Origin of the sequence: Streptomyces sp. NPDC045470 (genome assembly GCF_040646595.1) — a bacterium.
Lineage (GTDB): Bacteria > Actinomycetota > Actinomycetes > Streptomycetales > Streptomycetaceae > Streptomyces.
Window position 1 is genome coordinate 1 of the sequence record NZ_JBEZAN010000005.1, and the last position, 23,541, is coordinate 23,541.

21 protein-coding genes are annotated in these 23,541 nt (G+C 72.8%); 8 read left to right on the top strand and 13 right to left on the bottom strand.

All coding sequences use genetic code 11. The features are described from left to right. Window positions 1–306 precede the first annotated feature (306 nt). Window positions 307–585, bottom strand: coding sequence for a DUF6355 family natural product biosynthesis protein (locus tag AB0A97_RS17390; protein ID WP_361150240.1), 279 nt, complete (start codon window positions 583–585; stop codon window positions 307–309). Window positions 586–912: 327 nt separating this feature from the next. Between AB0A97_RS17390 and AB0A97_RS17395 the strand changes: the two genes are divergently transcribed. Both AB0A97_RS17395 and AB0A97_RS17400 read left to right on the top strand, forming a co-directional pair. Continuing rightward, window positions 913–1,341, top strand: a complete 429-nt coding sequence (locus AB0A97_RS17395) for a nuclear transport factor 2 family protein (RefSeq protein WP_361150242.1) — start codon at window positions 913–915, stop codon at window positions 1,339–1,341. Window positions 1,342–1,566: 225 nt separating this feature from the next. Further along, the gene (locus tag AB0A97_RS17400) at window positions 1,567–2,919 is read left to right on the top strand and encodes a S1 family peptidase (protein ID WP_361150245.1); all 1,353 of its coding nucleotides are present in this window, start codon (window positions 1,567–1,569) and stop codon (window positions 2,917–2,919) included. A 371-nt stretch (window positions 2,920–3,290) separates the two neighbouring features. Here AB0A97_RS17400 and AB0A97_RS17405 read toward each other — a convergent pair whose 3' ends face one another. Continuing rightward, entirely contained in the window at window positions 3,291–4,232 is a 942-nt protein-coding gene (locus AB0A97_RS17405; protein ID WP_361150247.1) for an NAD(P)H-binding protein, read from the bottom strand. 115 nt (window positions 4,233–4,347) lie between these two features. Between AB0A97_RS17405 and AB0A97_RS17410 the strand changes: the two genes are divergently transcribed. Next, window positions 4,348–4,923 carry a TetR/AcrR family transcriptional regulator gene (locus AB0A97_RS17410; RefSeq protein ID WP_361150250.1) on the top strand — a complete coding sequence of 192 codons (576 nt, stop codon included), beginning with the start codon at window positions 4,348–4,350 and terminating at the stop codon, window positions 4,921–4,923. 57 nt (window positions 4,924–4,980) lie between these two features. On the opposite strand, the gene AB0A97_RS17415 is transcribed toward AB0A97_RS17410, so the two are convergent. The 5 genes from AB0A97_RS17415 to AB0A97_RS17435 form a co-directional block, all read right to left on the bottom strand. Further along, window positions 4,981–6,336 carry a M20 family metallopeptidase gene (locus AB0A97_RS17415; RefSeq protein ID WP_361150252.1) on the bottom strand — a complete coding sequence of 452 codons (1,356 nt, stop codon included), beginning with the start codon at window positions 6,334–6,336 and terminating at the stop codon, window positions 4,981–4,983. A gap of 141 nt (window positions 6,337–6,477) precedes the next feature. Then, window positions 6,478–7,752 (bottom strand): benzoate/H(+) symporter BenE family transporter, encoded by a 1,275-nt coding sequence (locus AB0A97_RS17420; RefSeq protein ID WP_361151062.1) that lies wholly within the window; start codon window positions 7,750–7,752, stop codon window positions 6,478–6,480. Window positions 7,753–7,772: 20 nt separating this feature from the next. Next, a complete protein-coding gene (locus tag AB0A97_RS17425; RefSeq protein WP_361150255.1) occupies window positions 7,773–8,171 on the bottom strand; it encodes a PLP-dependent transferase in 399 nt (132 codons plus the stop codon). Between the two features lie 75 nt (window positions 8,172–8,246). Beyond that, entirely contained in the window at window positions 8,247–9,248 is a 1,002-nt protein-coding gene (gene sbnB, locus AB0A97_RS17430; protein WP_361150257.1) for a 2,3-diaminopropionate biosynthesis protein SbnB, read from the bottom strand. Between the two features lie 279 nt (window positions 9,249–9,527). After that, window positions 9,528–11,864, bottom strand: coding sequence for a tetratricopeptide repeat protein (locus AB0A97_RS17435; RefSeq protein WP_361150260.1), 2,337 nt, complete (start codon window positions 11,862–11,864; stop codon window positions 9,528–9,530). A 184-nt stretch (window positions 11,865–12,048) separates the two neighbouring features. Between AB0A97_RS17435 and AB0A97_RS17440 the strand changes: the two genes are divergently transcribed. After that, the gene (locus AB0A97_RS17440; protein WP_361150263.1) at window positions 12,049–12,276 is read left to right on the top strand and encodes a hypothetical protein; all 228 of its coding nucleotides are present in this window, start codon (window positions 12,049–12,051) and stop codon (window positions 12,274–12,276) included. A 132-nt stretch (window positions 12,277–12,408) separates the two neighbouring features. Here AB0A97_RS17440 and AB0A97_RS17445 read toward each other — a convergent pair whose 3' ends face one another. The 4 genes from AB0A97_RS17445 to AB0A97_RS17460 all read right to left on the bottom strand — a co-directional run bounded on the left by AB0A97_RS17445 (window position 12,409) and on the right by AB0A97_RS17460 (window position 17,233). Then, the gene (locus AB0A97_RS17445; RefSeq protein WP_361151064.1) at window positions 12,409–13,314 is read right to left on the bottom strand and encodes a glycoside hydrolase family 19 protein; all 906 of its coding nucleotides are present in this window, start codon (window positions 13,312–13,314) and stop codon (window positions 12,409–12,411) included. Window positions 13,315–13,549: 235 nt separating this feature from the next. After that, entirely contained in the window at window positions 13,550–13,813 is a 264-nt protein-coding gene (locus AB0A97_RS17450; RefSeq protein ID WP_361150266.1) for a hypothetical protein, read from the bottom strand. Between the two features lie 39 nt (window positions 13,814–13,852). Further along, window positions 13,853–14,551 (bottom strand): TNT domain-containing protein, encoded by a 699-nt coding sequence (locus AB0A97_RS17455; RefSeq protein WP_361150269.1) that lies wholly within the window; start codon window positions 14,549–14,551, stop codon window positions 13,853–13,855. A 204-nt stretch (window positions 14,552–14,755) separates the two neighbouring features. Beyond that, window positions 14,756–17,233 carry a SpoIIE family protein phosphatase gene (locus tag AB0A97_RS17460; RefSeq protein ID WP_361150272.1) on the bottom strand — a complete coding sequence of 826 codons (2,478 nt, stop codon included), beginning with the start codon at window positions 17,231–17,233 and terminating at the stop codon, window positions 14,756–14,758. Window positions 17,234–17,744: 511 nt separating this feature from the next. Here AB0A97_RS17460 and AB0A97_RS17465 point away from each other — a divergent pair. Together AB0A97_RS17465 and AB0A97_RS17470 are read left to right on the top strand one after the other, a co-directional pair. Beyond that, window positions 17,745–18,797 carry an NAD(P)-dependent alcohol dehydrogenase gene (locus AB0A97_RS17465; RefSeq protein WP_361150275.1) on the top strand — a complete coding sequence of 351 codons (1,053 nt, stop codon included), beginning with the start codon at window positions 17,745–17,747 and terminating at the stop codon, window positions 18,795–18,797. 31 nt (window positions 18,798–18,828) lie between these two features. Continuing rightward, window positions 18,829–19,644 carry a DeoR/GlpR family DNA-binding transcription regulator gene (locus tag AB0A97_RS17470; RefSeq protein ID WP_361150277.1) on the top strand — a complete coding sequence of 272 codons (816 nt, stop codon included), beginning with the start codon at window positions 18,829–18,831 and terminating at the stop codon, window positions 19,642–19,644. Between the two features lie 45 nt (window positions 19,645–19,689). Here the strand turns inward: AB0A97_RS17470 and AB0A97_RS17475 are convergent, their stop codons facing one another. Next, window positions 19,690–20,028, bottom strand: coding sequence for a hypothetical protein (locus AB0A97_RS17475; protein WP_361150279.1), 339 nt, complete (start codon window positions 20,026–20,028; stop codon window positions 19,690–19,692). A 218-nt stretch (window positions 20,029–20,246) separates the two neighbouring features. Here AB0A97_RS17475 and AB0A97_RS17480 point away from each other — a divergent pair, with 218 nt between their 5' ends. Continuing rightward, entirely contained in the window at window positions 20,247–20,387 is a 141-nt protein-coding gene (locus tag AB0A97_RS17480) for a lasso RiPP family leader peptide-containing protein (RefSeq protein WP_361150282.1), read from the top strand. 6 nt (window positions 20,388–20,393) lie between these two features. After that, the gene (locus AB0A97_RS17485) at window positions 20,394–22,220 is read left to right on the top strand and encodes an asparagine synthase-related protein (RefSeq protein WP_361150285.1); all 1,827 of its coding nucleotides are present in this window, start codon (window positions 20,394–20,396) and stop codon (window positions 22,218–22,220) included. Between the two features lie 39 nt (window positions 22,221–22,259). Here AB0A97_RS17485 and AB0A97_RS17490 read toward each other — a convergent pair whose 3' ends face one another. Continuing rightward, window positions 22,260–23,171: a trypsin-like peptidase domain-containing protein gene (locus tag AB0A97_RS17490; RefSeq protein ID WP_361150287.1), complete on the bottom strand. Its 912-nt coding sequence runs from the start codon at window positions 23,169–23,171 to the stop codon at window positions 22,260–22,262. Between the last annotated feature and the right edge of the window lie 370 nt (window positions 23,172–23,541).

The window sequence follows — 23,541 nt, forward strand, 5'->3', positions numbered from 1 at the left end:
GCCCGCCACCTCGACACCCTCATCAGCGACCAGACCCTGCGCGACCGCATGGGCGAAACCGCCCGCACCAACATCCAGCGCTACGCCACCGACGAGATCGTCCAGCGCTGGGAGGACCTCTTCACCTTCCTCCAACGGTGAAGTCCCTGCCATGCTGAAACGTTTCGGAGGCCGACCTCCGAGGGCTGATCCCCGGAGGTCGGACCCCGGAGGCTGAACCGTCCCCCTGGCAGCGTCCACCGGCTTGTGTGCGGCGGACGCTGCCAGGGGGCTCATCGGCCTGCGCGAGTAGCCCCTGGGAACGGATCAGCAGGTGCGGCCCACGTAGTGCGCGCCGTCGATCTTGCCGGCGGAGCCGAGCCAGGTGACCCCGGGGCCCACACAGCGCTCGTAGTTGGGGCCGAACACCTCCACTTCGATGATCACGCGCGAGCCGTCGCTCGTGCAGTGGTTGTAGTACGCGTCCCTCGAAGTCTCGTAGAAGCCGCAGGGATTGGCGGACGCGCCGGGAGCGCCCGCGACGGACATGCCGAGGGCGAGGGCCGTGGTGCCGAGAATCGCCAGCAGAGAACGGCGAAGGCTCATGTGCATGACTCCTTGTCGAGGTAGGGGGATGCCGAGCTTCCGGTGCCGGGCGAGGGTCGCCTCGGCACGAGGAGAGCGTCGCTTCGGCCACCCGGGACCGTCAGGCCGTCTCACTCGTACGGGGATCGGAAACCACCGGTTCGAGTGCTGAGACGGATCGCGTGAGTTCGACGGGTGCGGGAGCGGTGGCCAACGGCTCAATGACGGCGCTGCTCTCCTTCACCCCGCACTAATCAAGGTTGACTAGCTGGCCCGTCAGGCGTACTTTCCTTCTGCGTGGCCCCGTGCGGTGGGTGCGCGTCCGAGATCGACCGAGGGGAACTGCGCGTGACCTTTCTGCCCGACACCGGCTACGTACCGACCGACGAGGACCGTGCGAGCCTGGACGCCTGGTTCGCGAAGTACGACGCGCGGAGCGCCGAGCGCGACATCGAGGCCATGGCCGGCATGGCGGTGTTCCCGCTCAACCTGGTGAGCGACGACTCGGCCGGCGAGGGCCGTTCGGCACAGTGGGACCGGGAGCAGTTCGTCGCGACGATGACCCAGGTGATGGGCGAGGGGGACGAGGACATCACCTTCGACTCCACCCGGACGCCGGTCTTCCTCTCGCCCTCGATGGCCGTGGTCTTCACGGACTCGACCATGACCCAGGAGGGCCGGAGCCGGCAGCTGCGGTACGCCGACATCCTGATCCGGCGGGACGGGACGTGGGCGTTCCAGACCATGATCCAGGGCGGCTGGGGCGACAATCTCTGAACCCGGCCCGGTCGCGGTACGGCGCGCGAGCGGGGCAGTGTAAGGGGGCGGCGCGCCGGGCGGGCGGAATTCATCGCGTTGCGAGGAGCGCTGAGTCGGTACCTCTGTGTCCTCCGTAGAACTGTGTGCCCACCGTGCACGGGGGCCCCTGCGCCACCACGGCGTACGTCCCCGTGTGCTCCCCCTGTGGCCCAGCTGGAGGTCAGAGAAGTGAGCCACCGATACGTGAGCGAGAGCCATCGGCATGTGAACAAGCGGACCGGCGTCCTCGTCGGCGGCGCGGCAACAGCCCTCGTCGCGGCGGCGATCGTGCTGCCGCAGGCCAACGCGAGCGCGGAACGGCCAGCGCCGCCGCGGACCTTCTCCGCCGAGTCGGCCGCGCGGGCCGCCTCGTCCCTGAAGGCGGAACTCGGCGCCGACCGGACGGCGGGCTGGTATCTCGATGCCGGGAAGGGGCGGCTCGTGATGAACGTCCTGTCGGCGGACGACGCCGGAAAGGTCGAAGCGGAGGGCGCCGTGGCACGCGTCGTGCGCAACAGCACGAGCGAACTTCAGGCGGCCACGCGCGCCTTGCGCGCCACGGTGGCCATCCCCGGGACCGCGTGGTCCATCGATCCCAGGACCAACCAGGTCTCGGTCGTCGCCGACCGTACGGTCACCGGTGCGGAACTCGCCGCTCTCACCGAAGCCGTCGAAAAGGCGGGCGGCGGTGGCATGGCGAGGATCAAACGGTCGGCGGGGGAGTTCCGGCGGTATCACGGCGGGGGCAGCGGCTCGGAGGCGGCGACGAGCACCGGTGGCTCGGACGGCTCCGGCGAATCGGGCGACGACTCGGGCCGCTCCGGCGGACCGGACAGTCCCGGTGGCTCGGACGGCTCAGACGGTTCGGCAGGCTCCGGCGGCTCCGGTGGCGACTCGGCCGGACAAGGCGAGGGGAGTACGGGAGCCCTGCCCGTGGGAGGGAGCGCCATCTTCGGTGGCAACGCGCGCTGTTCGCTGGGATTCAACGTCACCGTTCAAGGCGCTCCGGCCTTCCTGACCGCGGGGCACTGCGGCAAGGGCAGCGCGACCTGGACGGCCGACCAGGCGGGAGCGCAGCCGCTGGGTACGGTGGCCGACGCCCGGTTCCCCGAGAGCGACTTCGCCCTGGTGACCTACGACGACCCGGCCGCCAGGCCGGACAGCGCGGTGGACCTGCAGAACGGCGGCACCCGGCAGATGTCCCGGGCGGCGGAAGCCGCCGTGGGGATGCGCGTACAGCGCTCCGGCAGTACGACGGGGCTGTCGGACGGGACCGTCACCGGCCTGGACGCCACGGTGAACTACGGCAACGGCGACATCGTCAACGGGCTGATACAGACGGACGTGTGCGCCGAACCCGGGGACAGCGGCGGGCCGATGTTCTCCGGCGACGCGGCCGTGGGGCTGACCTCCGGCGGCAGCGGCGACTGCACACGGGGCGGCGAGACCTTCTTCCAGCCGGTCACCACGGCGCTCGAAGCGACCGGCGCCGAGATAGGAGCGGGCGACGGCGGCGACACGGGCAGCGACAGGGCGGGCCGGCCGGCGGGGCGGTAGTTCGCCGCTCGTCTTGGCCGCCCGGTGCGGGGTGCCTGGTCTCGAATCTCGGTTCGCCCGTCCGGGCCCTGGGGGACCTCATGGTCGGAAAGCCGGTATCGGCCGCTGGCGGGGTCCCGCCCGCACCGACCGCCCGTGACTTCGCAGAACGGTTGGTGGCGAGCTGCGTTCCGGGGGAGCCCGCGTACTCCGCCCTGACCGCTGACACGTGCTTCGCGGGTGCCGAACCGCGGCGGCCCGCCCGGCGGCCGTACCGGCGGCCACACCGCCGCCGCACCCCCGGGATTCGGCGTTCCGGAGGCGGCAGCCCTGGTCACCCATGCCGCGGGGGAGTCTGCCGGGCGACGACGACCTGAGCGTCGCGCGGGTCCTCACCGACGCCGAGGCGTACCGCATGTACCGGTTCCAGGCCCGTGGTGCCGCGCGCGAGCAGGCGCTCCGTCCACCGCACCGGCCTGTGCCAGCTCCTCCTGCGCGTACGTGAGGAAGCTGCGCGGGGGACGGCCGGTGACGCGCTCGACGGTGTCGGTGGTGCGGTCCTCCGAGCCTTCGGCGACGGACCGGTCCAAGTCGGCCAGCAGCGTGGCGAATTCCCCAGGGACGCCGGCGGCGGTCAGTCGGTCGTGGAACTGCTCGTGGCCGAGCCGCCGGTGGATCACCGTCCGCCCCGTCACGCGCGTGAGAACGGCGGCGACCGTGTCGTAACTCAGCGCCTCCGGGCCGGTGATGACCAGGTCGGTGCAGGGAGCGCTCCGGTCGGTGAGGGCATGGGCGGCGACCGCCGCTATGTCGGCCGCGTCGACGAACCCGACGCGGCCGTCGCCGGTCGCGGTCGCGATGACCCCGTCCTCGCGGATGCTCCGCGCGTGTACATGGTCGCCGCCGAAGTTCTGCATGAACCATGACGGCCGCAGGACGGCCCACTCGTCGAACAGGCCGGGCAGCGCGTCGTGCACCCGGCCGACGGCAGGGCCGCCCCGGTCGATGGCCGAGGAGCTGAGCAGCACCACGCGCCGGACCCCGGCCGCGCGGGCCCGGTCGAGGAAGGGCAGCACGACGGCGGCCGGGTCGCGGTCCCCGACGGGAGGCACGAGGTGGAGCCCGTCCGCGCCGCGCAGGGCTTCGGCGTGCGTGGCCGGGTCGTACCAGTCGAATCGGACGGGCCGGGCGCCGTCCATCGGTGTCGCGCGGCGGCTCGCGGCCCGGACCTCGCAGCCGAGCGCGGTCAGCCGGGCCACGAGGCGGCTGCCGGTGGTGCCGGTGGCCCCGGTGACCAGGACGCTGGCGTGGGACCGGGTTACGGAACCGGGCATGGACGGCCCCTTCCTCCTACGATGTGGACCACGGGTCCGGTTAGCTGGACGGGACAACAATACGGACCGGCAGTCCGCTTTGTAAACGGGTGCCGTAACGACCGAAGGAGAGGCCGTGACCGTACGCAAGGAGCGCGTGGACGCCGCACGCAACCGGGAGGCCGTGCTCGCCGCCGCCGACGCCCTCTTCGCCCGCAGCGACAGTCCGCGCGGCGTGTCCATGGACGATGTCGCGGCCGCCGCCGGGGTCGGCAAGGGCACCCTCTTCCGCCGGTTCGGCGACCGCACCGGCCTGATCCGCGCGCTCGTCGAGGCACGGATCGAACCGCTGCGCCAGGCCGTCGAGAGCGGGCCGGCACCGCTCGGCCCCGCCACGCCGCCGCACGAACGGGTACCGGCCCTGCTCGACGCCGTCCTCGGCTTCAAGCTGGCCAATCGGCACCTGGCCCTCGCGCTGGAGGAAGCAGGCAGCGGCAGCCCGTACCAGGCAGAGCACTACCAGTGGTGGCACGCCACCCTCCGGCGGACACTGGACGGTCTGCCGGGCGTCGACAGCAGCTTCACCGCGCACGCCCTGCTGGCCGCCACCCGCGCCGACCTCGTCGAGCACCTGGCCGGCACGGAAGGCATGACGGCCGAACGGATGCGGGCGCGCGTCGCGGCGTACGCGAAGCAGGTGCTCGGCCGATAGGGGGAGGTCGGGCCGCGCACCGGCAGCCGTACACCGCCGTGCGCAGTCGTACGCCGCCTACGCCGACAGGTAGGACAGAGCTACCGCGCCGTGCACGGCGGCGCCGACGGCGAGGGCCTTTTCGTCGTGCACGACGCGGCGGGAATGGTTGTCGGGTGCCTGGCCCGCGGTCTGTCCCGGCGGGCAGGCGCCGAGGAACGCCATGGCTCCGGGCACCCGTTCCAGGACGAAGGCGAAGTCCTCGGCGGCCATGATCGGGTGGGGTAGCAGCCGGACCCGCCCGGGACCGAGGAGTTCCGTCGCCGCACGGGTGACCAGGTCGGTGAAGCCGGGGTCGTTGACCACCACCGGCGTGACGTCCGGCAGCTCCACGTCGGCGGTCAGACCGTGCGCCGCAGCCACGCCGTCGGCCACCCGGACGATGCCGTCGCGGACCTTCTTGCGGGTGGCGTCGGACAGGGTGCGGAAGGTGCCGGCGATCTCCGCCGTGTCGGGAATGATGTTGGACGCCGTACCGGCGGTGACGCGGGTGACCGTGAGGACCGCCGGTTCGAAGACATTGACCGTACGGGTCACCATCGTCTGCAACGCCTGGACGATCTCGCAGGCCACCGGCACAGGATCGAGGCCCCGCTGCGGCGCGGCGGCGTGCGCGCCCCGGCCGTGGACGGTGATGGTCAGCATGTCGGCGGCGGCGGACTGCGGTCCGGGCCGCAGGTGGACGGTGCCGGACGGGTGCCGGGTGGTGATGTGCAGGGCGAACGCCGCGTCCACCGTCCCGCCGTCCGGCGTCTCCAGCACGCCTTCCTCGATCATCGGCTGCGCGCCCCCGCAGACCTCCTCCGCGGGCTGGAACATGAACACCACCCGGCCCGCCAGCCGTTCCCTGCGGGTGGCGAGCAGGCGGGCGGCGCCGAGCAGCATCGCGGTGTGCGTGTCGTGCCCGCAGGCGTGCATGACGCCCGGCGTCAGGGAGGCGAAGTCGAGCCCGGTCTCCTCGGTCTGCGGCAGGGCGTCCATGTCGGCGCGGAGCAGGATCGTCCGCCCCGGCCGGGCGCCGGTCAGTGTGGCGGTGACGGAGGTGAGCCGGTCGCCCGTGGTGACGGTCAGCGGCAGGCCGGACAGTTCGCGCAGCACGGTCCGCTGGGTGCGGGGCAGCGTGGCCCCCAGTTCCGGTGCGCGGTGGATCTCGCGGCGTACGGCGGTGATCCGCGGCAGCAGCCGCCGGGCGTCCCGGAGGAGCGTGCCGTAGGTGCTGTCTCCCTGAGGCCCGCCGTCGTCTTCCTCGGGCCCGCTCCGGTCTCTCCGCGGCCCGCTCCGGTCTCGATTGGGCCCGCTCCGGTCTCCCTGGGGCCCGCCGTTGTCCGCCCTGGGACCGCTGTCGTCTTCCTCGGGCCCGCTGTCGTCTGCCATGGGCCCATCATGAGATCGCGGCACCCGTAGGGCCAGAGGGCGCGCCCTGGTTCCGGCCGAAGCGCCGCGGGGCGGGGAGCGGCCTCCGACGGCGGTACGCGAGCCGCCCGTCATCCGGCCCGCGCACCGCCCCCCCGGAGATCAGGCCGCCGCGCCCTCCCGGGAACGCAGCCGCGTGAGAATCAGGTGCGCCACGACGCCGAACACCAGCCCCCAGAAGGCCGAACCGATGCCCGCGACGGTCACCCCGGACGCGGTGGCGAGGAACGTGATCAGGGCCGCCTCGCGGTCCTTCTCCTCCTTGACCGCGGCGGTCAGTCCGCCGGCCAGGGCGCCGAAGAGCGCGACACCGGCCACCGCGGCGACCAGCTCCTTGGGCAGCCCGGCGAACAGCACGACGAGCGTCGACCCGAACGCGCCGATCAGGAGGTAGAAGAAACCGCAGGAGACACCGGCCACGTACCGGCGGCGCGGGTCGCGGTGCGCCTCGGGGCCGGTGCAGATCGCCGCGGTGATCGCGGCGAGGTTGATCGCGTGCGACCCGAACGGCGCCAGGGCCGTGGACGCCAGCCCGGTCGAGCCGATGAGCAGCCGGTCGTCGGGCCGGTAGCCGGACGCGCTGAGCACGGCCATGCCGGGCGCGTTCTGCGACGCCAGGGTGGCCAGGATCAGCGGTACGGCGATGCCGATGAGCGAGCCGGCCGAGAACGACGGCGCGGTGAACACCGGTTGGGCCGGCCCGACATGGTCGATGTGGATGTCCAGCCGCGAGGTGACCGCGCTGAACAGCACACCGGCGGCCAGCGCCAGCAGTACCGCGTACCGCGCGACGAAGCGCTTGCCCAGCAGGTACGCCACCAGGACCGCGCCGGCGATCCACGGTGCGGTCTTCAGCGACGTGAACACCCCGGTGCCGAAGGAGAACAGGATGCCCGCGAGCATCGCCGACACCACGGCCGTCGGAATCTGCCGCATCAGCCGCCCGAACACCCCGGTCAGCCCGACGAGCGTGATGACGACCCCGGTGACGAGGAAGGCACCGACGGCTTCGGCGTACGAGTACGCGCCCAGGCTGGTGACCAGGAGCGCCGCACCCGGGGTCGAGAAGGCCGTGATGACCGGCATCCGGGTGCGCAGGCTGAGCGCGATGCAGGTGACGCCGCTGCCGATGGATATGGCCCACACCCAGGAACTGGTCTGTCCCTGGTCCAGATGCCCGGCGTGGGCGGCCGCCAGCACGATGACCAGTGGCCCGGAGTACGACACGACGACGGCCACGAAGCCGGCCAGCACGGCCGACAGCGAGACGTCGCGGAACAGGCCCCGCCGTGGCTGCGGCGAGCCGTCCGCCGGCGAGCCCTCCGCGGAGGGACCGACCGGCGGCTCCGGCGGGGGAGCGGTGCCGGCCGGCTGGATGTTGCTCGTGGTGTCCGAACTCAACGGTCTTCCTTTGCGGCGCGTTCCAGTGCCTGTTCCAGGTCGGCCACGAGATCGGTCACATCCTCCGGACCGACGGACAGGCGGATCTTGTCCTTGGGGGACGTGCTGCCCGGCCCCTCGAAGGGGCAGCGGTGTTCCACCGGGCTCTCCACCCCGCCCAAGGACGTGACCCGGGTGAAGAGGTCGCAGTTCTCTGCCGTGCGCAGGGAACGCTGCCAGTCTCCGTTGACGTGCAGGGACAGCATGCCACCGAAGCCGCCGTGCAACTGCCGGGTCGCGATCATGTGGCCGGGATCGGTCGGCGGCCCCGGGTACGCGACCCGGCTGACGTGCGAATGATCGGCGAAGTGCGCGGCCGGCGCCTGTGCCGTGGCCGATATCAGCCGGGTGTGCACCGGCGTCGGTACGGTGTGGTCACGGCAGACAGCGCCCCGGCGCGGTGCGCGACCTCCGAGCAGGCCGCCCGGGGGTCACCAACGGCGGGTCTCCCCGAAGAAGTCCGGCACGCTGACGGCCGTACCGTCGGCGCGTGCCTGCTGGAGGACGTACGCGCCCACGGCCAGGTCCAGGGCGCCGAGGCCGAACGGCGAGAAGATCACCGGGCGGTCCGCGGTGAGCCGCACCTCCTCGTCCAGCACCCCGGCCAGTGTCCCGGACACGAACTCGCGGTTGCCGGTGAGCTGCTCGGCCAGGTGGGGCGAGGTGTCGGCCTTCATGCAGTGCTCGACGTCGTCGAAGACGTTCTGCGCGCCCAGCACCACTTCGGGTGCGAGGTCGCGCAGCGAGATGTTCAGCACCACCTGACCGGCGCCGAACGGCCGGTGCACGTACGGCTCCAGGGCGGTCGTCGCGAACACCACCGTCTCCGCCTCCAGCGCGGCCCCCAGGTCGCCGGTGACGGCCGCGGGGCGCCGCTGGGTGTCGCGCACATGCGCGGCGAGTGCCTGCGCCGACGGTTCGTGCAGGTCGTGGACGAGGTAGGCGTCCGGTGCGCAGCCCGCGGCCTGCAGGTAGTCGCAGATGTTCCGGGCGATGACACCGCCGCCGACCACGGCGATCCGGCTGCCCCCGTACCCGCCCGGCCGCAGCGCTGTCGCCGCCACGGCAGCGGAGGCCGCGGTCCTGGCCGCGCTGATGTGCGCCGCCTCCAGGACCGCGACGGGGTAGCCGGTGCGGTAGTCGTTGAGGACGAGTACGGCCGAAGCACGAGGAACTCCGTTCTCGGTGTTCCGCGGGAAGCTGGATATCCATTTGAGGCCGGCCAGCTCCACATCCGCCCCGATGAAGGCGGGCAGCGCGATGATGCGGGAATCCGGCTTCTCGGGAAACCGCAGGAAACAACTGTCCGGGTTGACCGTCTGGCCGGCCTCGTGGCTGCGGTACGTACGGGCGACGATGTCGAGGACGTCACCGCGCCGGCTCCGCAGCGTGTTGAGTACGGCGTCACCCGGCACCACGTCGAAAGTGAACATACTGACTGTCCTGTTCTCAGGCGCGCGCCTGGTCCGTTTCCGATTCCGGGGCGACGAGGCGCGGCCGGCGACCGGCCGCCCACGCGTCGTCGCAGATGCTCTTCACATACCGCTTCCCGAAGTCGGGGGCGAGGACCGCGAGGACACTGCCCGCCGGAATGCCCTTCGCCGCTTTCCGTACGGCGGCGTGTGCTCAGACCGGGAAGGGGCCGGCGGGTCGCCGAGCACACAGGTCACGCACTTCTTCCGCTGTCCGGCACACGGAAGGAGCCGTCCGGCCTATGCGTGCGGAAGGCCGTCGGGAGGACGCGGCGGGTTGTCCGGCGGACGCGCCTCACCCGGCTCCCGCTCGCCCTCCCGCTCCCGCTCGATCAGCTCGGACAACTGGCCTTGCAGGCGCCTGGCCTCGCCCGACCGGTGCTGACTGCGGTACAGCTCCAGCGCCTGCTCCCACGCCTCACGGGCCTGGCCGGGCCGGCCCAGGGCGGCGTGCGCCTGGCCGATGCCGTGCAGCAACACGGCTTCGTGGTAGGTGTTGCCGATGTCGCGCAGGAGACGGAGGGCCTGCCGGCCGTGCTCCAGGACGTCGGCATACCGGCCCGTGCACAGTCCCAGGTAGGCGAAGATGCCCAGCGACAGCGCCTCACCGTTGCGGTTGCCGTGGCCACGGTGCAGCAGCAGGCCCTTCTCGCAGTACGCCCGCGCCTGCTCGAAGTGGCCCAACTGCGCGGAGTACCACGCCGACTGGTTGAAGCCGCGGGCCTCCCACTCCTGGTCCTCCAGCGCCTGGAACAGCGCGAGGGAACGCGTGGCGTGATCCAGCGCGGACCGGGCCTCCCCCTGCTGCCCCCAGGCCCACGCGAGGACGCGGTGGGTGTGTGCCTGGCTCGGCACGTCGTCGGTACGTTCGGCGAGGGCGAGCGTCCGGTGAAGACGCTCCACCGCCTCGGCATGCCGGCCCATCAGGGCACACGCTTCGGCGAGCAGGCGGTGCGCCGGAGCCTGGGCGGCCTCGTCCCCCAGATGCCGCGCGGCCTCCAGCCCGTCGCCCGCGACGGTGACCTGATGGGCGAGCAGCCCGCGCCGCCAGTGGTAGGTGTGCAGCGTCGGCGCCAACTGCCACACGGCCCGGTGCCAACGCCGCTCGACGGCCAGCCGCTGCGCGGCCATCAAGCAGGAGTGTTCGGCGTCCAGCCACTCCAGGGCCCTGGTCTCGTCCGGCAGCGGTTGCGGGCGGCAGCCCGGCCGGGGCGGGGCCGGCGCCACCGACTCGCGGTGCGGATCGAGCACCTGGTCACCGGCGTAGGCCGTGTGCAGGTAGAAGTCCACCAGCCGCCGCAACGCGTCGTCGCGGCTGCCCGCCGCCTGGTGGTCGTGGGCCTGTTCGGACGCGTAGAGGCGGATCAGGTCGTGCATCCGGTAGCGGCCCGGGGACGGCTGCGACACCAGGTGCGCGGTCTCCAGCTCCCGCAGCAGCGCGCGGGTCCGGGCCACGGGCAGCCCGGCGAGCGAGGCCGCGGCCGGCAGGCCGATGTCCGGCCCCGGCGCCAGCCCCACCAGTCCGAGCAGGACGGCCGCCTCGGCAGTCAGCGCGTCGTACGAGGACGAGAACGCCGCCCGCAGGTTCAGCGGGATCTCACCGGCGTCCAGCTCGTCGAGCCGGGTGGTGTGGTCGCGCAGTTCCTCGGCGAGCAGACGCAGGGGGAAGCCGGGGTGGGCGGTGGCGCGGGCGGCCACGATGCTCAGCGCCAGCGGCAGTCCGCCACAGCACTCCAGGAACGCGTCCACCGCCTCCGGCTCCGCGGCGACCCGCGCAGCGCCCAGGTGACCGACCAGCAACTGGCGGGCCTCGGCCGCGGGGAGCACGTCCAGGTCCAGCGGACGGGCGCCGTGGGTGGTGACCAGGCCGGCCAGTTGACGGCGGCTGGTCACGAGCACCGTACAGGCCGAATCCCCCGGCAGCAGCGGGGCCACGTGCGGGGTGTCACGGGCGTTGTCCAGCACGATCAGCAGACGCCGGCCGGCTACCAGGCTCCGGTACAGCCCCACCTGCGCGTCGAGGTCCGCCGGTATTCCGGCCGGGTCCACGCCGAGGGCGCCGAGGAATCCGCGTACCGCCTCCGTCGCCGACACCGGCTCGCCCACGGGGGTGAACCCCCGCAGGTCGACGAAGAGCTGGCCGTCGGGGAACCGGTCGAGGTGCCGGTGCGCCCAGTGCAGCGCCAGCCAGGTCTTCCCGATGCCCCCGGCGCCGCCGAGCGCCGAGATCGTGACCGTGGCGCCGGCCTCCGTCGCGTCGTCCAGCGCGGCCGTGAGCGCGGCCAGTTCCGCGGCCCGGCCGGTGAAAACCCGCGGCGCGGCGGGCAACTGGTGCGGCACCACCGGGCGCGCGCGCCCGGCGTGCAGGTGCACCCCGCCGTGCACCACCCCGGCCTGCACGACGTGGCCCTCGACCGGCGCTGTCACCTCGTTGCGCACGTCCGCTCCGAGCAGCTCGCGGCCCTGGCTGTTCCGTTCCGTCGTCACCGCCTCCAACTCCCGCTCCGACCTCCGGACCCGGCGGTCCGGCTCGTCGAGTGTCCCGCGCCAGCGGAACCGGTGACGGGAGCCGGGCACAGCTCCACTCCCGCGAGTGAAGATCGGTTCGGCGGACGGTCGGGCCGGGCTGCCCGCCGGACGAAATCCGGCCGAAAGCGCCTCAGCCCCGCGTGAGCCGCGCCACCTCGGCGCCGTACTGCATCGCCTTGGCTGACAACGGTCCACCATGGCGATCTCCCGTACCCCGGGAGGACAATGCAGCATGACCGAACGGCGTGGTACGCCTTGGTACGGCGGGCTGCTGCCCGGCTCCGACAAGTCGCTGTCCCCGGTCCGCGAAGCGCGCCTCCGGGAAGAGGGCGAGGCAATGGTCCGAGAAGGCGCCCTTGCCGTCGAAGAGACGCGGGCGGTGATGGGCGATCTCCTGGCGGAGCTCGGTCGCCTGAGCCCTCTGGTCGCCTTGATGGACGTGGATGACCGGGACGGCTAGAAACGTGACGCCCGGTTGCCGGGCAGGTGCTGCTGAGGCCGGCCCCGGATCGACGTCACACCGCCGAGGTGCGCGATCCGGGGCCGGCTCCCTTGTGCGGACTCGGCCGCTCAGCCCGCCGGAGGCGGGAGGTCAGCAGGTCAGGTTGCCGCCCGTGGACGTGCCCAGGATCTGGGTGAACTTCTTGAAGCTGTCGACCCGGCTCTGGACCTGGCCGGGGTTGTTGCCGTTGCACTCCAGGCTGCCGTTGATGCTGCGGATCGTCTCGCCGAAGCCGCGGTCGTTGACGATCGCGTCGTGCGGCGTCATCGTGCCCGGGCCGCGCTGGGTGTTCCAGTACCAGAGGCCGGTCTTCCAGGCGACGGCCGAGTCCGTCTGGACCAGGTTCGGGTTGCGCAGCAGGTCGATGCCGAGCGCGTCGCCCGCCGCCTTGTAGTTGAAGTTCCAGCTGAGCTGGATCGGCCCGCGACCGTAGTAGGCCGCCTGGCCTGCCGGACAGCCGTAGGGCTGGTTGCGGTCGCAGTAGTGCGGGTAGTTGGCGGTGTTCTGCTCCACGACGTGGACCAGGCCACCCGTCTCGTGGCTGACGTTGGCGAGGAAGGCGGCGGCCTCGCGCTTCTTGATGGTGTCACTGCCCGTGTTGGCGAACCCGGGGTAGGCGCTCAGGGCGGCCTTCAGACCGTTGTACGTGTAGAACGGGTTTCTGTTCGGGAACATCTGGTTGAACTGCGCCTCGCTCACCACGAAGCCGGACGGGTTGGTGCCGCCACCGCAGTTGTACGGCTCCCAGAACCAGGTGCTGATGACCGGGTCGTAGCCCGGGTTGTCGTGGGTGGCGCGGTAGTACTGACCGTTCGTGTACTTGACGATGTCTCCGGTGCGGTACGCCTTGCCGGCGGTCCAGATGGAGAAGTTGCAGCTCGCGGCGGGTGCCGCGGGGCCGGAGGAGGGGGCTGCGGTGGCCGTGGGCGCAGCGACGGTGAGAGTCGCGGCACAGGCGGCGGCGGAGAGCACGGCGGCTATACGCTGCTTGAGCAACATGTGATCACTCCTCGGTGCGGCAGGGCCGCGTTCGGTCGGCGTCGGACGGTCCGGCGCACGACGTGGACCACGGACCGCGCTCTGATTCGCAAGCGCGATCACAGGTCGGTTGGTACTCAACTCGCTTGGTCTGTACCAGTCAAGATGGCAGAGGTCCAGATTCCGGATCGGACAGCAAGCGGTCACCGGCTCGGGCGAAACGGGCAGGACGGGCGCCCGACCGGTGGCGCGGTCAGGTGAGCAGACGGAACAATTCGGCGCAGGCCGCCGCTTCGGTCGGGTGGCGGCTGATGACGTGATGGGCTCCGCGTTCGTACGCTCCGGTCTCCCACGCGCCGTCCGGTGCCTGGCGCAGGAACAGGAAGTCCGGGGGCGTGGGCACCGGTTCGTGTACGCCTTCGATGCGGTAGTGGCCGTCGGCGACCCCTGCCGCGCGCAGCGCGGTGCGCACCGCCTGCCGGTCCGGGGGAGAGCCCTTGCCCAAGGAGTCAGTCATGCTGGGCACTTCACCACGGTGTTCCTGCCGCCCTGGCGTTCAGGTGGCGGCCCGGGTGAGGAAGCCGTGCTCGACGAGCCACTTCACGTTCAGCCGCTGCCCCTGACCGGGGTCCAGGAACACCGCGTCCAGTTTGATCTGCTGTCCGCCGCCGGGCTGCTCGAACCACGGAGCGATGCTGCCCTGCCACACCCAGAACGGCTTCGCGACCTTGTAGACGTGGTAGTCGCAAGGCGCCGCGGGCTCGCGCGTGTTGAGGTTCTGCGGCGGCAGGGAGCGCTCGGCGTACGCGTCGCCCGCCGGTGCCAGGAAACCGCCGAACTCGGAGCCGAACCGGTCCAGCCGCTGGCCCGGGCGCAGCTTCGCGGGTTCCTTGTCGACCGTGCCGTCGACCTCGCCGAAGCCGTCGTTGGGCGGGTACTTCCAGCCGCCCGTGTCCGCCGGCCCTTCCCAGTACTTCTTCAAGAAGGCCGGGGCCGGGAGCTTCCCGGTCCTCCGGTAGCCCTTGAGCAGCGGGCCCACGGGAGCCTGCTGCTTGCCGGGCAGCCACTTCGGCCCGAGCCGGGCGTCGCCGTGGTACGTCCCCGTGCAGGGCTCGGGCCGGTGCCGTGACGCCGCGACCGTTGTCGTGGCGGCCCGGTCGTCCGGCTGTGGCGCGGCGCTCGCGGCGGGCGCCGCCAGCAGACCGGCGGCGAGGCCGAGAGCGGCGCACAGGGTGCGTATGCGGTTCGGGTTCATGCGGGGGTTCCTTCACGCGCTGATGATCCACCAGGACGGTCCGCAGAGTAGACGTACCGTCTCGGCAGGTGTCATGGGCGCGTCGCCTTCCGGCCAGGGGCGGGTTCCGCCGCGGTTACCGGCCCGCTCCGTCGCCATGTCGTGTTCCGCCCCGCGGCCGTGGTCGTGGCCGTCCGCGTGGCTCTCGGCGGCGGCCATCGTCCCTCAGCTCCCCACGTGCAGCACGATGACGCAGGTGTCGTCCTCCGGATTGGTGTGCAGGACGGACAGCAGGGTTTCCAAATGCTCCTCAGGGCTGCCGGCGGCACCTCGGCGCGCGGTGGCCAGCAGCAGGTCCTCGCGGTCGCCGGCCCGGTCGGCGCGGCGCTCCACCAAGCCGTCCGTGTAGAGGATCAGGCGATCGCCGGGGGCCAGGGTGAGCGTCTTGCAGACATAGCCGGGATCGAGGCTGGCACCGAGGGTGGTTCCGTCGGCGTTGACCAGTTCGGTGGCCCGTCCGCCGCGTACGAGCACGGGCGGCGGGTGACCGGCGCGGGCCCAGGACAGCGTTCGCTTTACCGGGTCGAAGTGACCGACGGCGGCGGTCGCCGCCAGCGACTCGTCGTGGCCGTGGAAGGCGACGAGGTTGAGGCATTCGAGGACGCGCGCCGCGTCGGCACCGGTGTACGCGATCCCGAGCAGCGCGTTGCGCAACTGCGCCATCCCGGCGGCGGCCTGGAGCCCGTGCCCGAGCACGTCGCCGATGGCGATCAGCACCCGGCCGTCGGGCAGCGGCGTGGCCTCGAACCAGTCACCGCCCACGCGGGCGCAGTTCTCGGCGGGCTGGTAGCGGATGGCCGCCCGCAGGCCCGGCAGGGCGGTGTGGGCCCGCGGCAGCAGGGCCAGTTGCAGTTCCTCCGCCATCCGTAGCTGCCGGCGTTCGGCTTCCCGCCGGGAGGCGTCCAGCGCCGCCTCCACCCGCCGGACGCGGGAGACGTCCTGGACGACCCCGCGCAGCGCCACCGGGTTGCCGAGACTGTCGCGGACCAGCTCGGCGTTGACGCTCACGTGGCGCAGCCTGCCGGCCGCACGCGTACGGACCTCGAACCACACCGGGCCGTGGTCGCGGGAGAGCGACTGCACGGCCCGGACGACGGCGGGCAGGTCGTCCTCGACGACGTACCCGGAGAGCGCGCCGAGCGACAACGGGCCGCTGCCCGGGGTCAGGCCGAAGATGTCGTACATCCGCCGCGACCAGGTGGCCTCGCCGGTGGCCAGGTTCCACTCCGCCCAGCCGAGGTCGGCCAGCCGCTCGGCGTCGTCGACACGGGCCGTCAGCCGTGCCTGCTCATCGTGGAACTGCCAGCTCACCAGCAGTCCGCCGCCCACCCGCCGGGCACGCACGCTCAGCAGGGCCGGATGCAGGACGCCCCGCCGCGGCTCCTCGTAAGGGAACGGGTCACGGTCCAGCGGCTCTCCGGTCTCCAGGACCGTCACACAGGCGTCGAAGATGCCCGAGGGGAGCATGCCGGGAAAGACGTCGAGCAGGCGGCTGCCGGTGATCTGCTCGGGGGTACGGCCCAGGAGGCCGGTGGCGTGCGCGTTGCAGCGGTCGACGGTGAACTCGACCACCCGGCCGAGCGGGCCGCGTACCGGGAAGAGCAGCGCCGCCGGTACGGGGACGGCGTCGAGGGCCGCGCCCAGCCAGGCCGCCCGCACGTCGTCGTCCGGCAGCCCCAGGGCGGCCAGTCCGCGCAGCCGCTGCCCGGCGCAGTCGGTCAGCGCCTCCAGTCGCGCCCGGGCCGCGGGGGCCGGTGGCGCGGAGCCCGGCCGGATGATGCTGACGACGCAGACCAGGGCGTTGGTATTGGTGCTGGTGCCCGTTCCTGTGGCGGTGGCAGTGTCGGTGTCGGTGTCGGATTTCCGGTCTTCGGCGGCGGGGCGGGGTGCGTCCGGCGCGTCGCTCCTGGCCGAGATCCAGGTCAGCGCCAGGCCGCCGGCTTCGTCGTCGAGCCACACCTGTTGGTCCGTCCCGGCCGAGCGGGCCAGCGCGAGGATGTGGCACAGGGGCACCTGCGACCAGTCACCGTCGGCCCGCGCGGCCGGGCCGGCGGCTCCGCTCATCCGGAGCACGCCTTCCATGTCGAGGACGGCCAGCAGTGCCGCCGTGGCGCCCGAGGGTTCGGCCCGTTCGTAGAGCCGCTGCGCCAGTTCGACCGGACTGGCGGCGGTGGTCAGTTCCACGGCGCCGTCGAGCGGGCCGGGGCCGGGGCGGCCGGGGCTGCCGGGGCCGAGATCGGGGTCGGCGGCGTGCGGGACCGTTTCGGCGCGGACGTCGGCCCTGGACGGCCGCAGGGCGCGGAGCTCCTCGCCGCCGGTCAGGCTTCCGGCGCCGCGCACCGTTCCGGCGGAGGCCGGTGAGCCGGTCCCCGAGGCACCGGGAACGGCACCGGCACCGGAGCGCTCCGGGACGGGCGCATGCAGACCGGGAACGCCCATCCCGGCGACGCCCGCCTCCGCGACCACCGGGACACGAGCGGCCCCCTCCCGCGCCCCCGCCTCGCGTACCACCTCTCCGGCCGCGGGAGCCCCCAGCAGCCCGAGCAGCCCGCTCGCGCAGGTACGGGCCTGCGTCGCGTCGCACCCGAGATGTCCGACGAGGAGTTCCGCGAGGCGCGCGGCACTCGGCGCGGCCCCGGGCACCGGCCCGCTCCCCCGTGGGGGACCGCCTTCCTCCGGCCGGGAACCGGCAACGCCGCTGTCGCACCGGACCATGGCACCTCGTCGCCTCTTCGAAGGCACCCGCGCCCGCCCCGCGGTTGCCGCGGACGACGCACGGAAGGCGCACGCACGCGACCGGCCGGAGGAGCCTGCCTCATGACGGCTGATATCTAACAGCGCCCACCCGATCACCGTGAGAAGTGGCCGGTAATGGCCCATGCCTTTGCCGTACTGCCTCCGAGAGCAAGAAGGCGATCGGTCACTGACCGATACCGACCGGTCCGCCACGACGCCGGTAGCGGCTACCGGGACGCCGGGTACCTGGGGCGGCAGCCCGGGAGCGGGGGACAAGGCGCCGGGTACGAGCCGGTTCACGCGCCCCCCTCCCGCGCGTCTTCACGCATTTTGTGTTAATAATGCAGAAGATTTCTGCTAAGAATGCTGTCACGGTCATCCGCGCGATGCCGTCCGCCGACCCCCGAGGAACGCGCCCATGCCCGCTCCGCTGCCCACCCACGTACCCGCGACCATGCGCGCCGCCGTACTGCACGCGCCGAAGGACCTGCGGATCGAGGAGCGGCCCGTGCCGGTCCCCGGGCCGGGGCAGGTGCTGGTCCGCGTCGAAGCCGTCGGCATCTGCGGCTCCGACGTGCACTACTACGAGCACGGACGGATCGGTGACTTCGTCGTCCGCGCCCCGATGGTGCTCGGCCACGAACCCGGCGGCACCGTCGTCGCCCTCGGCCCCGGCGCCGCCCTGCGCCGGCCGGGACAGCGGGTGTCGCTCGAACCCGGCATCCCGTGCGGCACCTGTACACAGTGCCGCCACGGCCGCTACAACCTGTGCCCCGAGGTGTCCTTCTACGCGACGCCGCCGGTCGACGGCGCCCTGTGCGAGTACGTCGTCATCGACGAGCACTTCGCCCACCCGGTCCCGGAGACGCTGACCGCCGAGACCGCGGCCCTGCTGGAGCCGCTCTCCGTCGGTGTGTGGGCGGCGCGCAAGGGGCGGGTCGGCACCGGTTCGCGGGTGCTGGTCACCGGTGCCGGTCCGATCGGCCTGATCGCCGTGCAGACGGCCCGCGCCTTCGGTGCCACCGAGGTCGTCGTCACCGACATCGCACCCGAACGCCTCGACCTGGCCCGTGAGTTGGGTGCCACCGGCACCGTCGACGTACGGTCCGCCCGGCTCGCCGACACCGGGTACGTCCCCGACGTGCTCCTGGAGTGCTCCGGTGTCCCGGCCGTCGCCGACGAGGGGATCCGGACCGTCGGCCGGGCCGGCCGCGCGGTGCTGGTGGGGATGGGCGGGGACACCGTGCCGCTGCCCCTCGCCCATGTGCAGAACTTCGAGATCGAGGTCACCGGCACCTTCCGGTACGCCAACACCTGGCCCGCCGCCATCGCCCTGGCCGCCTCGGGCGACGTGAAGCTGGACCGGCTGGTCTCCCACCGGTACGGCCTGGAGCAGGCGGAACAGGCCCTCACCGCGGCCGCCCGTGACCGTACGACGATCAAGCCCGTGGTGTGTCCGCTGCCGAGCTGACCGCCGCGGGCGCGGAGGGAAGGAACGCCGGATGCCCGCCAAGGCACGGCTGTCGCAGGCCGCCGTCGAACAGCGGCGGCAGGATGTCCTGCGGTACGTCGCCGACCACGGCGCCCTGCGCATCGACGCGCTCGCCGACCGCTTCGGCGTCAGCCTGATGACGATGCACCGCGACCTGGACGACCTCGCCGGACGCCTGCTGCTCCGTAAGGAGCGGGGCCGGGCCGTCGCCTTCCCCGCGCTGACCATGGAGACCGCCACCCGCTTCCGGGAGAGCGTCGGCCTGGCGGCCAAGACGGCGCTGTGCGCGGCGGTGGCCGACCAAATCACGCCGGGCAGCACCCTGCTGATGGACGACTCCACCACGCTCTATCCGCTGGCCGGGATGCTGGCCCGGCGGGGCCTGGACCGGGCCGCGCGGCTCACCGTGGTCACCAACTCCGTCGGCCTGGCGCAGCGCCTGGGCGGGGAACCCGGCGTGGACGTCACGCTGCTCGGCGGCCGGTACCAGAGCGAGTTCAACTCCTGTACCGGCCCGGAGGTCACCCGTGACCTCGCCCGGCTCCACGCCGACCTGGTGCTGATGTCCGCCACCGCCGTCCTCGACGGGCGTCTGTTCCATCCGCTGCGGGAGTACGTCGAGGTCAAGGAAGCCATGCTGGCGGCCGCCGGCCGAGCCGCCCTGGTGGTGGACAGTTCCAAGATGGGCAAGCGGGCCACGTACGAGTACGGCACCGCCGCCCGCTACGGAACGGTCGTCACCGACAGCGCGGCCCCCGCCGCGGAACTCGCGGCCCTGCGGGCCACCGGTGCCGCCGTCCAGGTCGTCGAACCCGGCCCGGAGTGACACCGGGCCCGGCCGGACGCGCCGGTCGCGTCGAACTCAGAGGACTCAGCTGCCGTCCGGGGGGAGAGCGGCGACCGTGTCGAGGAGGCGGTTGACGTCGGCCAGGGCCTCCCGGCCGGTGTCGGAGTCACGCTGAGCGGGGTCGTCCAGGACGTCGGCGGTACAGGCCAGGAGCTGGTACATGGCGCCGATGGGCTTCAGCCCCCAGGAAGCGCTGAGCAGGATGTGGGTGATGACGGGGGCGGTGAGCCGGCCGCCGTTGTCGTCCCGGGCGAGCACCAGGGCCAGGGCCAGGTTGCGGTCGGCGTCGTCCGGCTGCCACGGCCCGCCGAGGTCGCGGGCGAGGGTGGTGGCCTGGGACCGGATGTCGGATGCCGCGTTCATGGTCCGACGGTGCCACACCGCACCCCGCTTCCGGCGGGGGCGCCACCGGGCCCGGCGCGCGCGTTTCGCATGCGCCCCCGGCTGCGTCACTCCGCCGGGTGAAGACGGCCGCCGTCCGGCGTACGGTGCTGCGGTGTTGGGCAGTCCCTGGGCGCGCAGGGCCCGGCGGTCCCGAAGCGGTCGGGAAGCGGGAGCCGCCGCGCGGAGAGGGGAGCACTGTGGAAGCGGACACCGGGTACGAGCCGCCCGTGGTGACGGAGCTCGGCGACTTCGCCGAGCTGACGCTCGGTTCGAACGTCGGCGTGTTCTTCGAGGGCGGCTACGCGCCCTGGTACTGGCAGATTCCGCCGACGGGCTGACCGGTCTTGACCGACGACGTGTGGTTCGCGGTCCTCCCCGACGGCGAGAACGGACTGGCCGCGGCGAGCGTGCTGCGGTCCGGCGCGACCGAGGTGGTCTCCCACCACTCCGGCCGCCCGTGGCTGGTGGGCAGTTGGCCCGCCGGCCAGTTCACGGCCGCCGCGGTGGGGACGGCACGGATGGCGGTGATCGGGCGGTGCCCGGTCACCGCCGACGCGCTGACGGACCGGCTGCGCCGGGTCCGGGACATCACCGGCGCCGAGGGCGCGCTCGCCGGGCTGACGGGAAGCTTCCACGCGGTGCTCTCCGCGGGCGGCCGGGTCCGGGTACGCGGCAGCGCCTCGGCCGTCCGCCGGGTCTTCCACGCCCGGGTCGGCGGGGTGACGGTGGCGGCGAGCCGGGCCGACATCCTGGCGTCGGCATGCGGCGCGCCCGTGGACGAACGGCAGTTGGCGCTCCGCCTGCTGGCGTCTCCGCCTCCGTACCCGCTCGCCGACGGCGGCTGCCTGTGGCGCGGGGTCCGCTCCGTACCCGATGGCCACGGCCTGCTGCTGGAGGCGGACGGACGGGCCACCGCCCGGCGGTGGTGGACCCCGCCGGACCCCGAACTCCCGCTCACGCGGGGAGCGGAAGCGGTACGGCAGGCACTGACCGCCGCGGTGGACTCCTGCACCGCTGCACACAAGACCGTCAGCTCGGACCTCTCCGGCGGGATGGACTCCACGAGCCTGTGCTTCCTCGCCGCGCGCGGCCCCGCCCGGCTGGTCACCTTCCGTTGGGAGAGCGTCGATCCGGCGAATGACGACGCCGCCTGGGCCGCGCGGGCGACCGCCCGGCTCCCCGGCGCCGAGCACGTACTGCCCGGCCGCGCCGGCGCGCCCCTGTGGTTCAGCGGCATGGGCAGCCTGGACGGGGCCGGGGACGAACCGGGCGTCTGGGTCAGGGACAGCGCCAAACTCACCACACTCGCCGGGCTGATGACCGCGCGCGGGTCGGCGCTGCACCTCTCGGGCGGCGGCGGGGACGAACTGTTCGCCGCCCTTCCGCCGTACTTGCACGACGCCCTGCGCAGCCACCCGAGGACCGTACCGGGACGTGTACGCAGACAGCGGGCGGCCCGGCCCCAGCCCCTGCTGCCGCTGCTGCGCGGGCTGGCGGACCGCAGCACCTTCAGCCGATGGCTGGCCGCCTGGGCCGACCACCTCGTCCCCGACCCGGCGAAGCCGCCGCCCGCGCGCTTCACGTCCGGCACGGCCTGGGGGACGTTCTCGGCCATGCCGCCGTGGGCCACTCCGGCAGCGGTCGGCGCGGCCCGGTCCGTCCTGCGCGAGGCGGCCGCAGGCGCCCCCGAGGCGCTCGCGACGCAGCGGGGCCAGCACGCCGCGCTGGCCGGGGTGCAGATGTGCGGCCGCGCGTTCCGGCAGGTCGACCAGGCCGCGACCGGACTGGGACTCCCGTACGCCGCGCCCTTCCTGGACGACAACGTGATCGAGGCCGCGCTGTCCGTACGGACCGCCGACCGCGGCGCCCCCGACCGCTACAAGCCGGTCCTCGCCACCGCCATGCGGGGCATCGTCCCCGACGATCTGCTGGCGCGGTCCACGAAGGGCGAGTACACCGCCGACTTCTACTTCGCCCTGCGCCGCAACCGTGCCGCCCTCGCCGAGCTGTTCAACGAGTCGCGGCTGGCCCGCGCCGGGCTCCTGGACACCGCGGCCCTCGCGGCCGGCCTGGCCCGGCCGCACCTGCCACCGGACGTGATGCGCGCCCTGGACAACACCCTGGCCTGCGAGGTCTGGCTGCGTCACGCGATCAGACCGCCCGGCGGGTGACCGCACCGGCGGGCACTCGAGGCACCCGCCGGTCCGGGGTCACGGCTTGGGCAGGACGCAGCCCGGCCGTCCGAGGTCGAGCTTGTTGCCGGTGCCGAAGCACTTGGGTATCTCGTACGTCTCCTGGGCGTAGCCGATGCCCCGGCGAACGCTCACCTGGCCGTTGGCGTCCACCTCGCACGGGTTGTTCATCGTGCAGCGCTGCCCGCTCTCATTGATCGTGTTGTTGACGGCCGCCACCTTGCCGGAGGCGACGTCGACCACCGGCGACCCGGAGGTGCCGCCGATGACCTTGCACGGGGCGGTGTAGCGGACCGAGTCCTTCCAGGTCCAGTCGCCCTCCTTCAGCCGGTACGCGAAACCGTCCACGTTGCAGTTGTAGGTCTTCTTCCAGTAACCGGAGACGACGCTGATCGCGGCGCCCTTCACGGGGTGCGTGGTGGCCATGTCCAGCGCCTTGATGCCGAAGCGCTGCTTGATCTGGGCGTAGGTGGAGGAGAGTTCGTAGATCGAGACGTCGGTGTCGGTCATCGTGCCGTATGCGATCTTGGTGGCGCGTACCGTGCCGAGGTTGCCGGCCGAGGCGCTGAGCACGGTGAAACTGCGGCTGGACGGGCGGTCGACGACGACCTCGCCCGCACCGGGCATCCCGGTCTCCAGACAGTGGCCGTTGGACATGACCAGGGCCGGGTCGTTGTCCGCAGAGGTGGGCATCCGCACGATCGACCCCGAGCAGTTGCTGAGGGCCACCGTGCCGGCGAAGGACACCGCCCGGGGAGCCGCCGCATCGGCTCCGGTGAGCGTGACGTCCGCCGTGCGCTGGAGCGAAGGCGTCGCCGTGTGCCCGGCGGCGTCCGAGGGCGTGGCAGCACCGGCGGTTCCGGCGGTGCCCACGAGGGCGGCGGTACCCAGGACGGCCGTGGCCAGGGCACCGACGAGAGGGCTTCTCATGTGGGGGTCCTCTCAGAATCCGTGGCCGAAGTTCCTTCGGCTTTGACGTGCGCATTGTTGGGGCAACGGAGGCTGCTGGCAACAACTTCGCCGTAACCGGCGGAAAGTTGTTCGGATCTGCCGGGACGGGCGGGACGGCCGGGAGCGGGGCGAGAGCCGGGGTCCGTACACCGGCGTACGCGCCGCCACTGCGACTCCCGTCGGTCCGCCCCGGGCTCCCTCGCCTGCGGACCGAAACGGGACCGAACCCCCGAACCCGATACTTCCCGAATCCGAACGGTTGGCTCCCGACGCGCATTCTCATGCGTTTCTCACAAACGCGGGCCGCTTCGCCCTGGTACACCTAGGCGATACCCGGTTGACCTGCACC

What these genes read in the sequence shown, in the direction of transcription:
- AB0A97_RS17465 (WP_361150275.1), top strand. Translation starts at nt 17,745, where the DNA reads ATGCCCGCTCCGCTGCCCACCCACGTACCCGCGACCATGCGCGCCGCC.
- AB0A97_RS17455 (WP_361150269.1), bottom strand. Translation starts at nt 14,551, where the DNA reads ATGAACCCGAACCGCATACGCACCCTGTGCGCCGCTCTCGGCCTCGCC.
- sbnB (WP_361150257.1), bottom strand. Translation starts at nt 9,248, where the DNA reads ATGTTCACTTTCGACGTGGTGCCGGGTGACGCCGTACTCAACACGCTG.
- AB0A97_RS17440 (WP_361150263.1), top strand. Translation starts at nt 12,049, where the DNA reads ATGACCGAACGGCGTGGTACGCCTTGGTACGGCGGGCTGCTGCCCGGC.
- AB0A97_RS17405 (WP_361150247.1), bottom strand. Translation starts at nt 4,232, where the DNA reads ATGCCCGGTTCCGTAACCCGGTCCCACGCCAGCGTCCTGGTCACCGGG.
- AB0A97_RS17415 (WP_361150252.1), bottom strand. Translation starts at nt 6,336, where the DNA reads ATGGCAGACGACAGCGGGCCCGAGGAAGACGACAGCGGTCCCAGGGCG.
- AB0A97_RS17450 (WP_361150266.1), bottom strand. Translation starts at nt 13,813, where the DNA reads ATGACTGACTCCTTGGGCAAGGGCTCTCCCCCGGACCGGCAGGCGGTG.
- AB0A97_RS17470 (WP_361150277.1), top strand. Translation starts at nt 18,829, where the DNA reads ATGCCCGCCAAGGCACGGCTGTCGCAGGCCGCCGTCGAACAGCGGCGG.
- AB0A97_RS17475 (WP_361150279.1), bottom strand. Translation starts at nt 20,028, where the DNA reads ATGAACGCGGCATCCGACATCCGGTCCCAGGCCACCACCCTCGCCCGC.
- AB0A97_RS17390 (WP_361150240.1), bottom strand. Translation starts at nt 585, where the DNA reads ATGAGCCTTCGCCGTTCTCTGCTGGCGATTCTCGGCACCACGGCCCTC.
- AB0A97_RS17490 (WP_361150287.1), bottom strand. Translation starts at nt 23,171, where the DNA reads ATGAGAAGCCCTCTCGTCGGTGCCCTGGCCACGGCCGTCCTGGGTACC.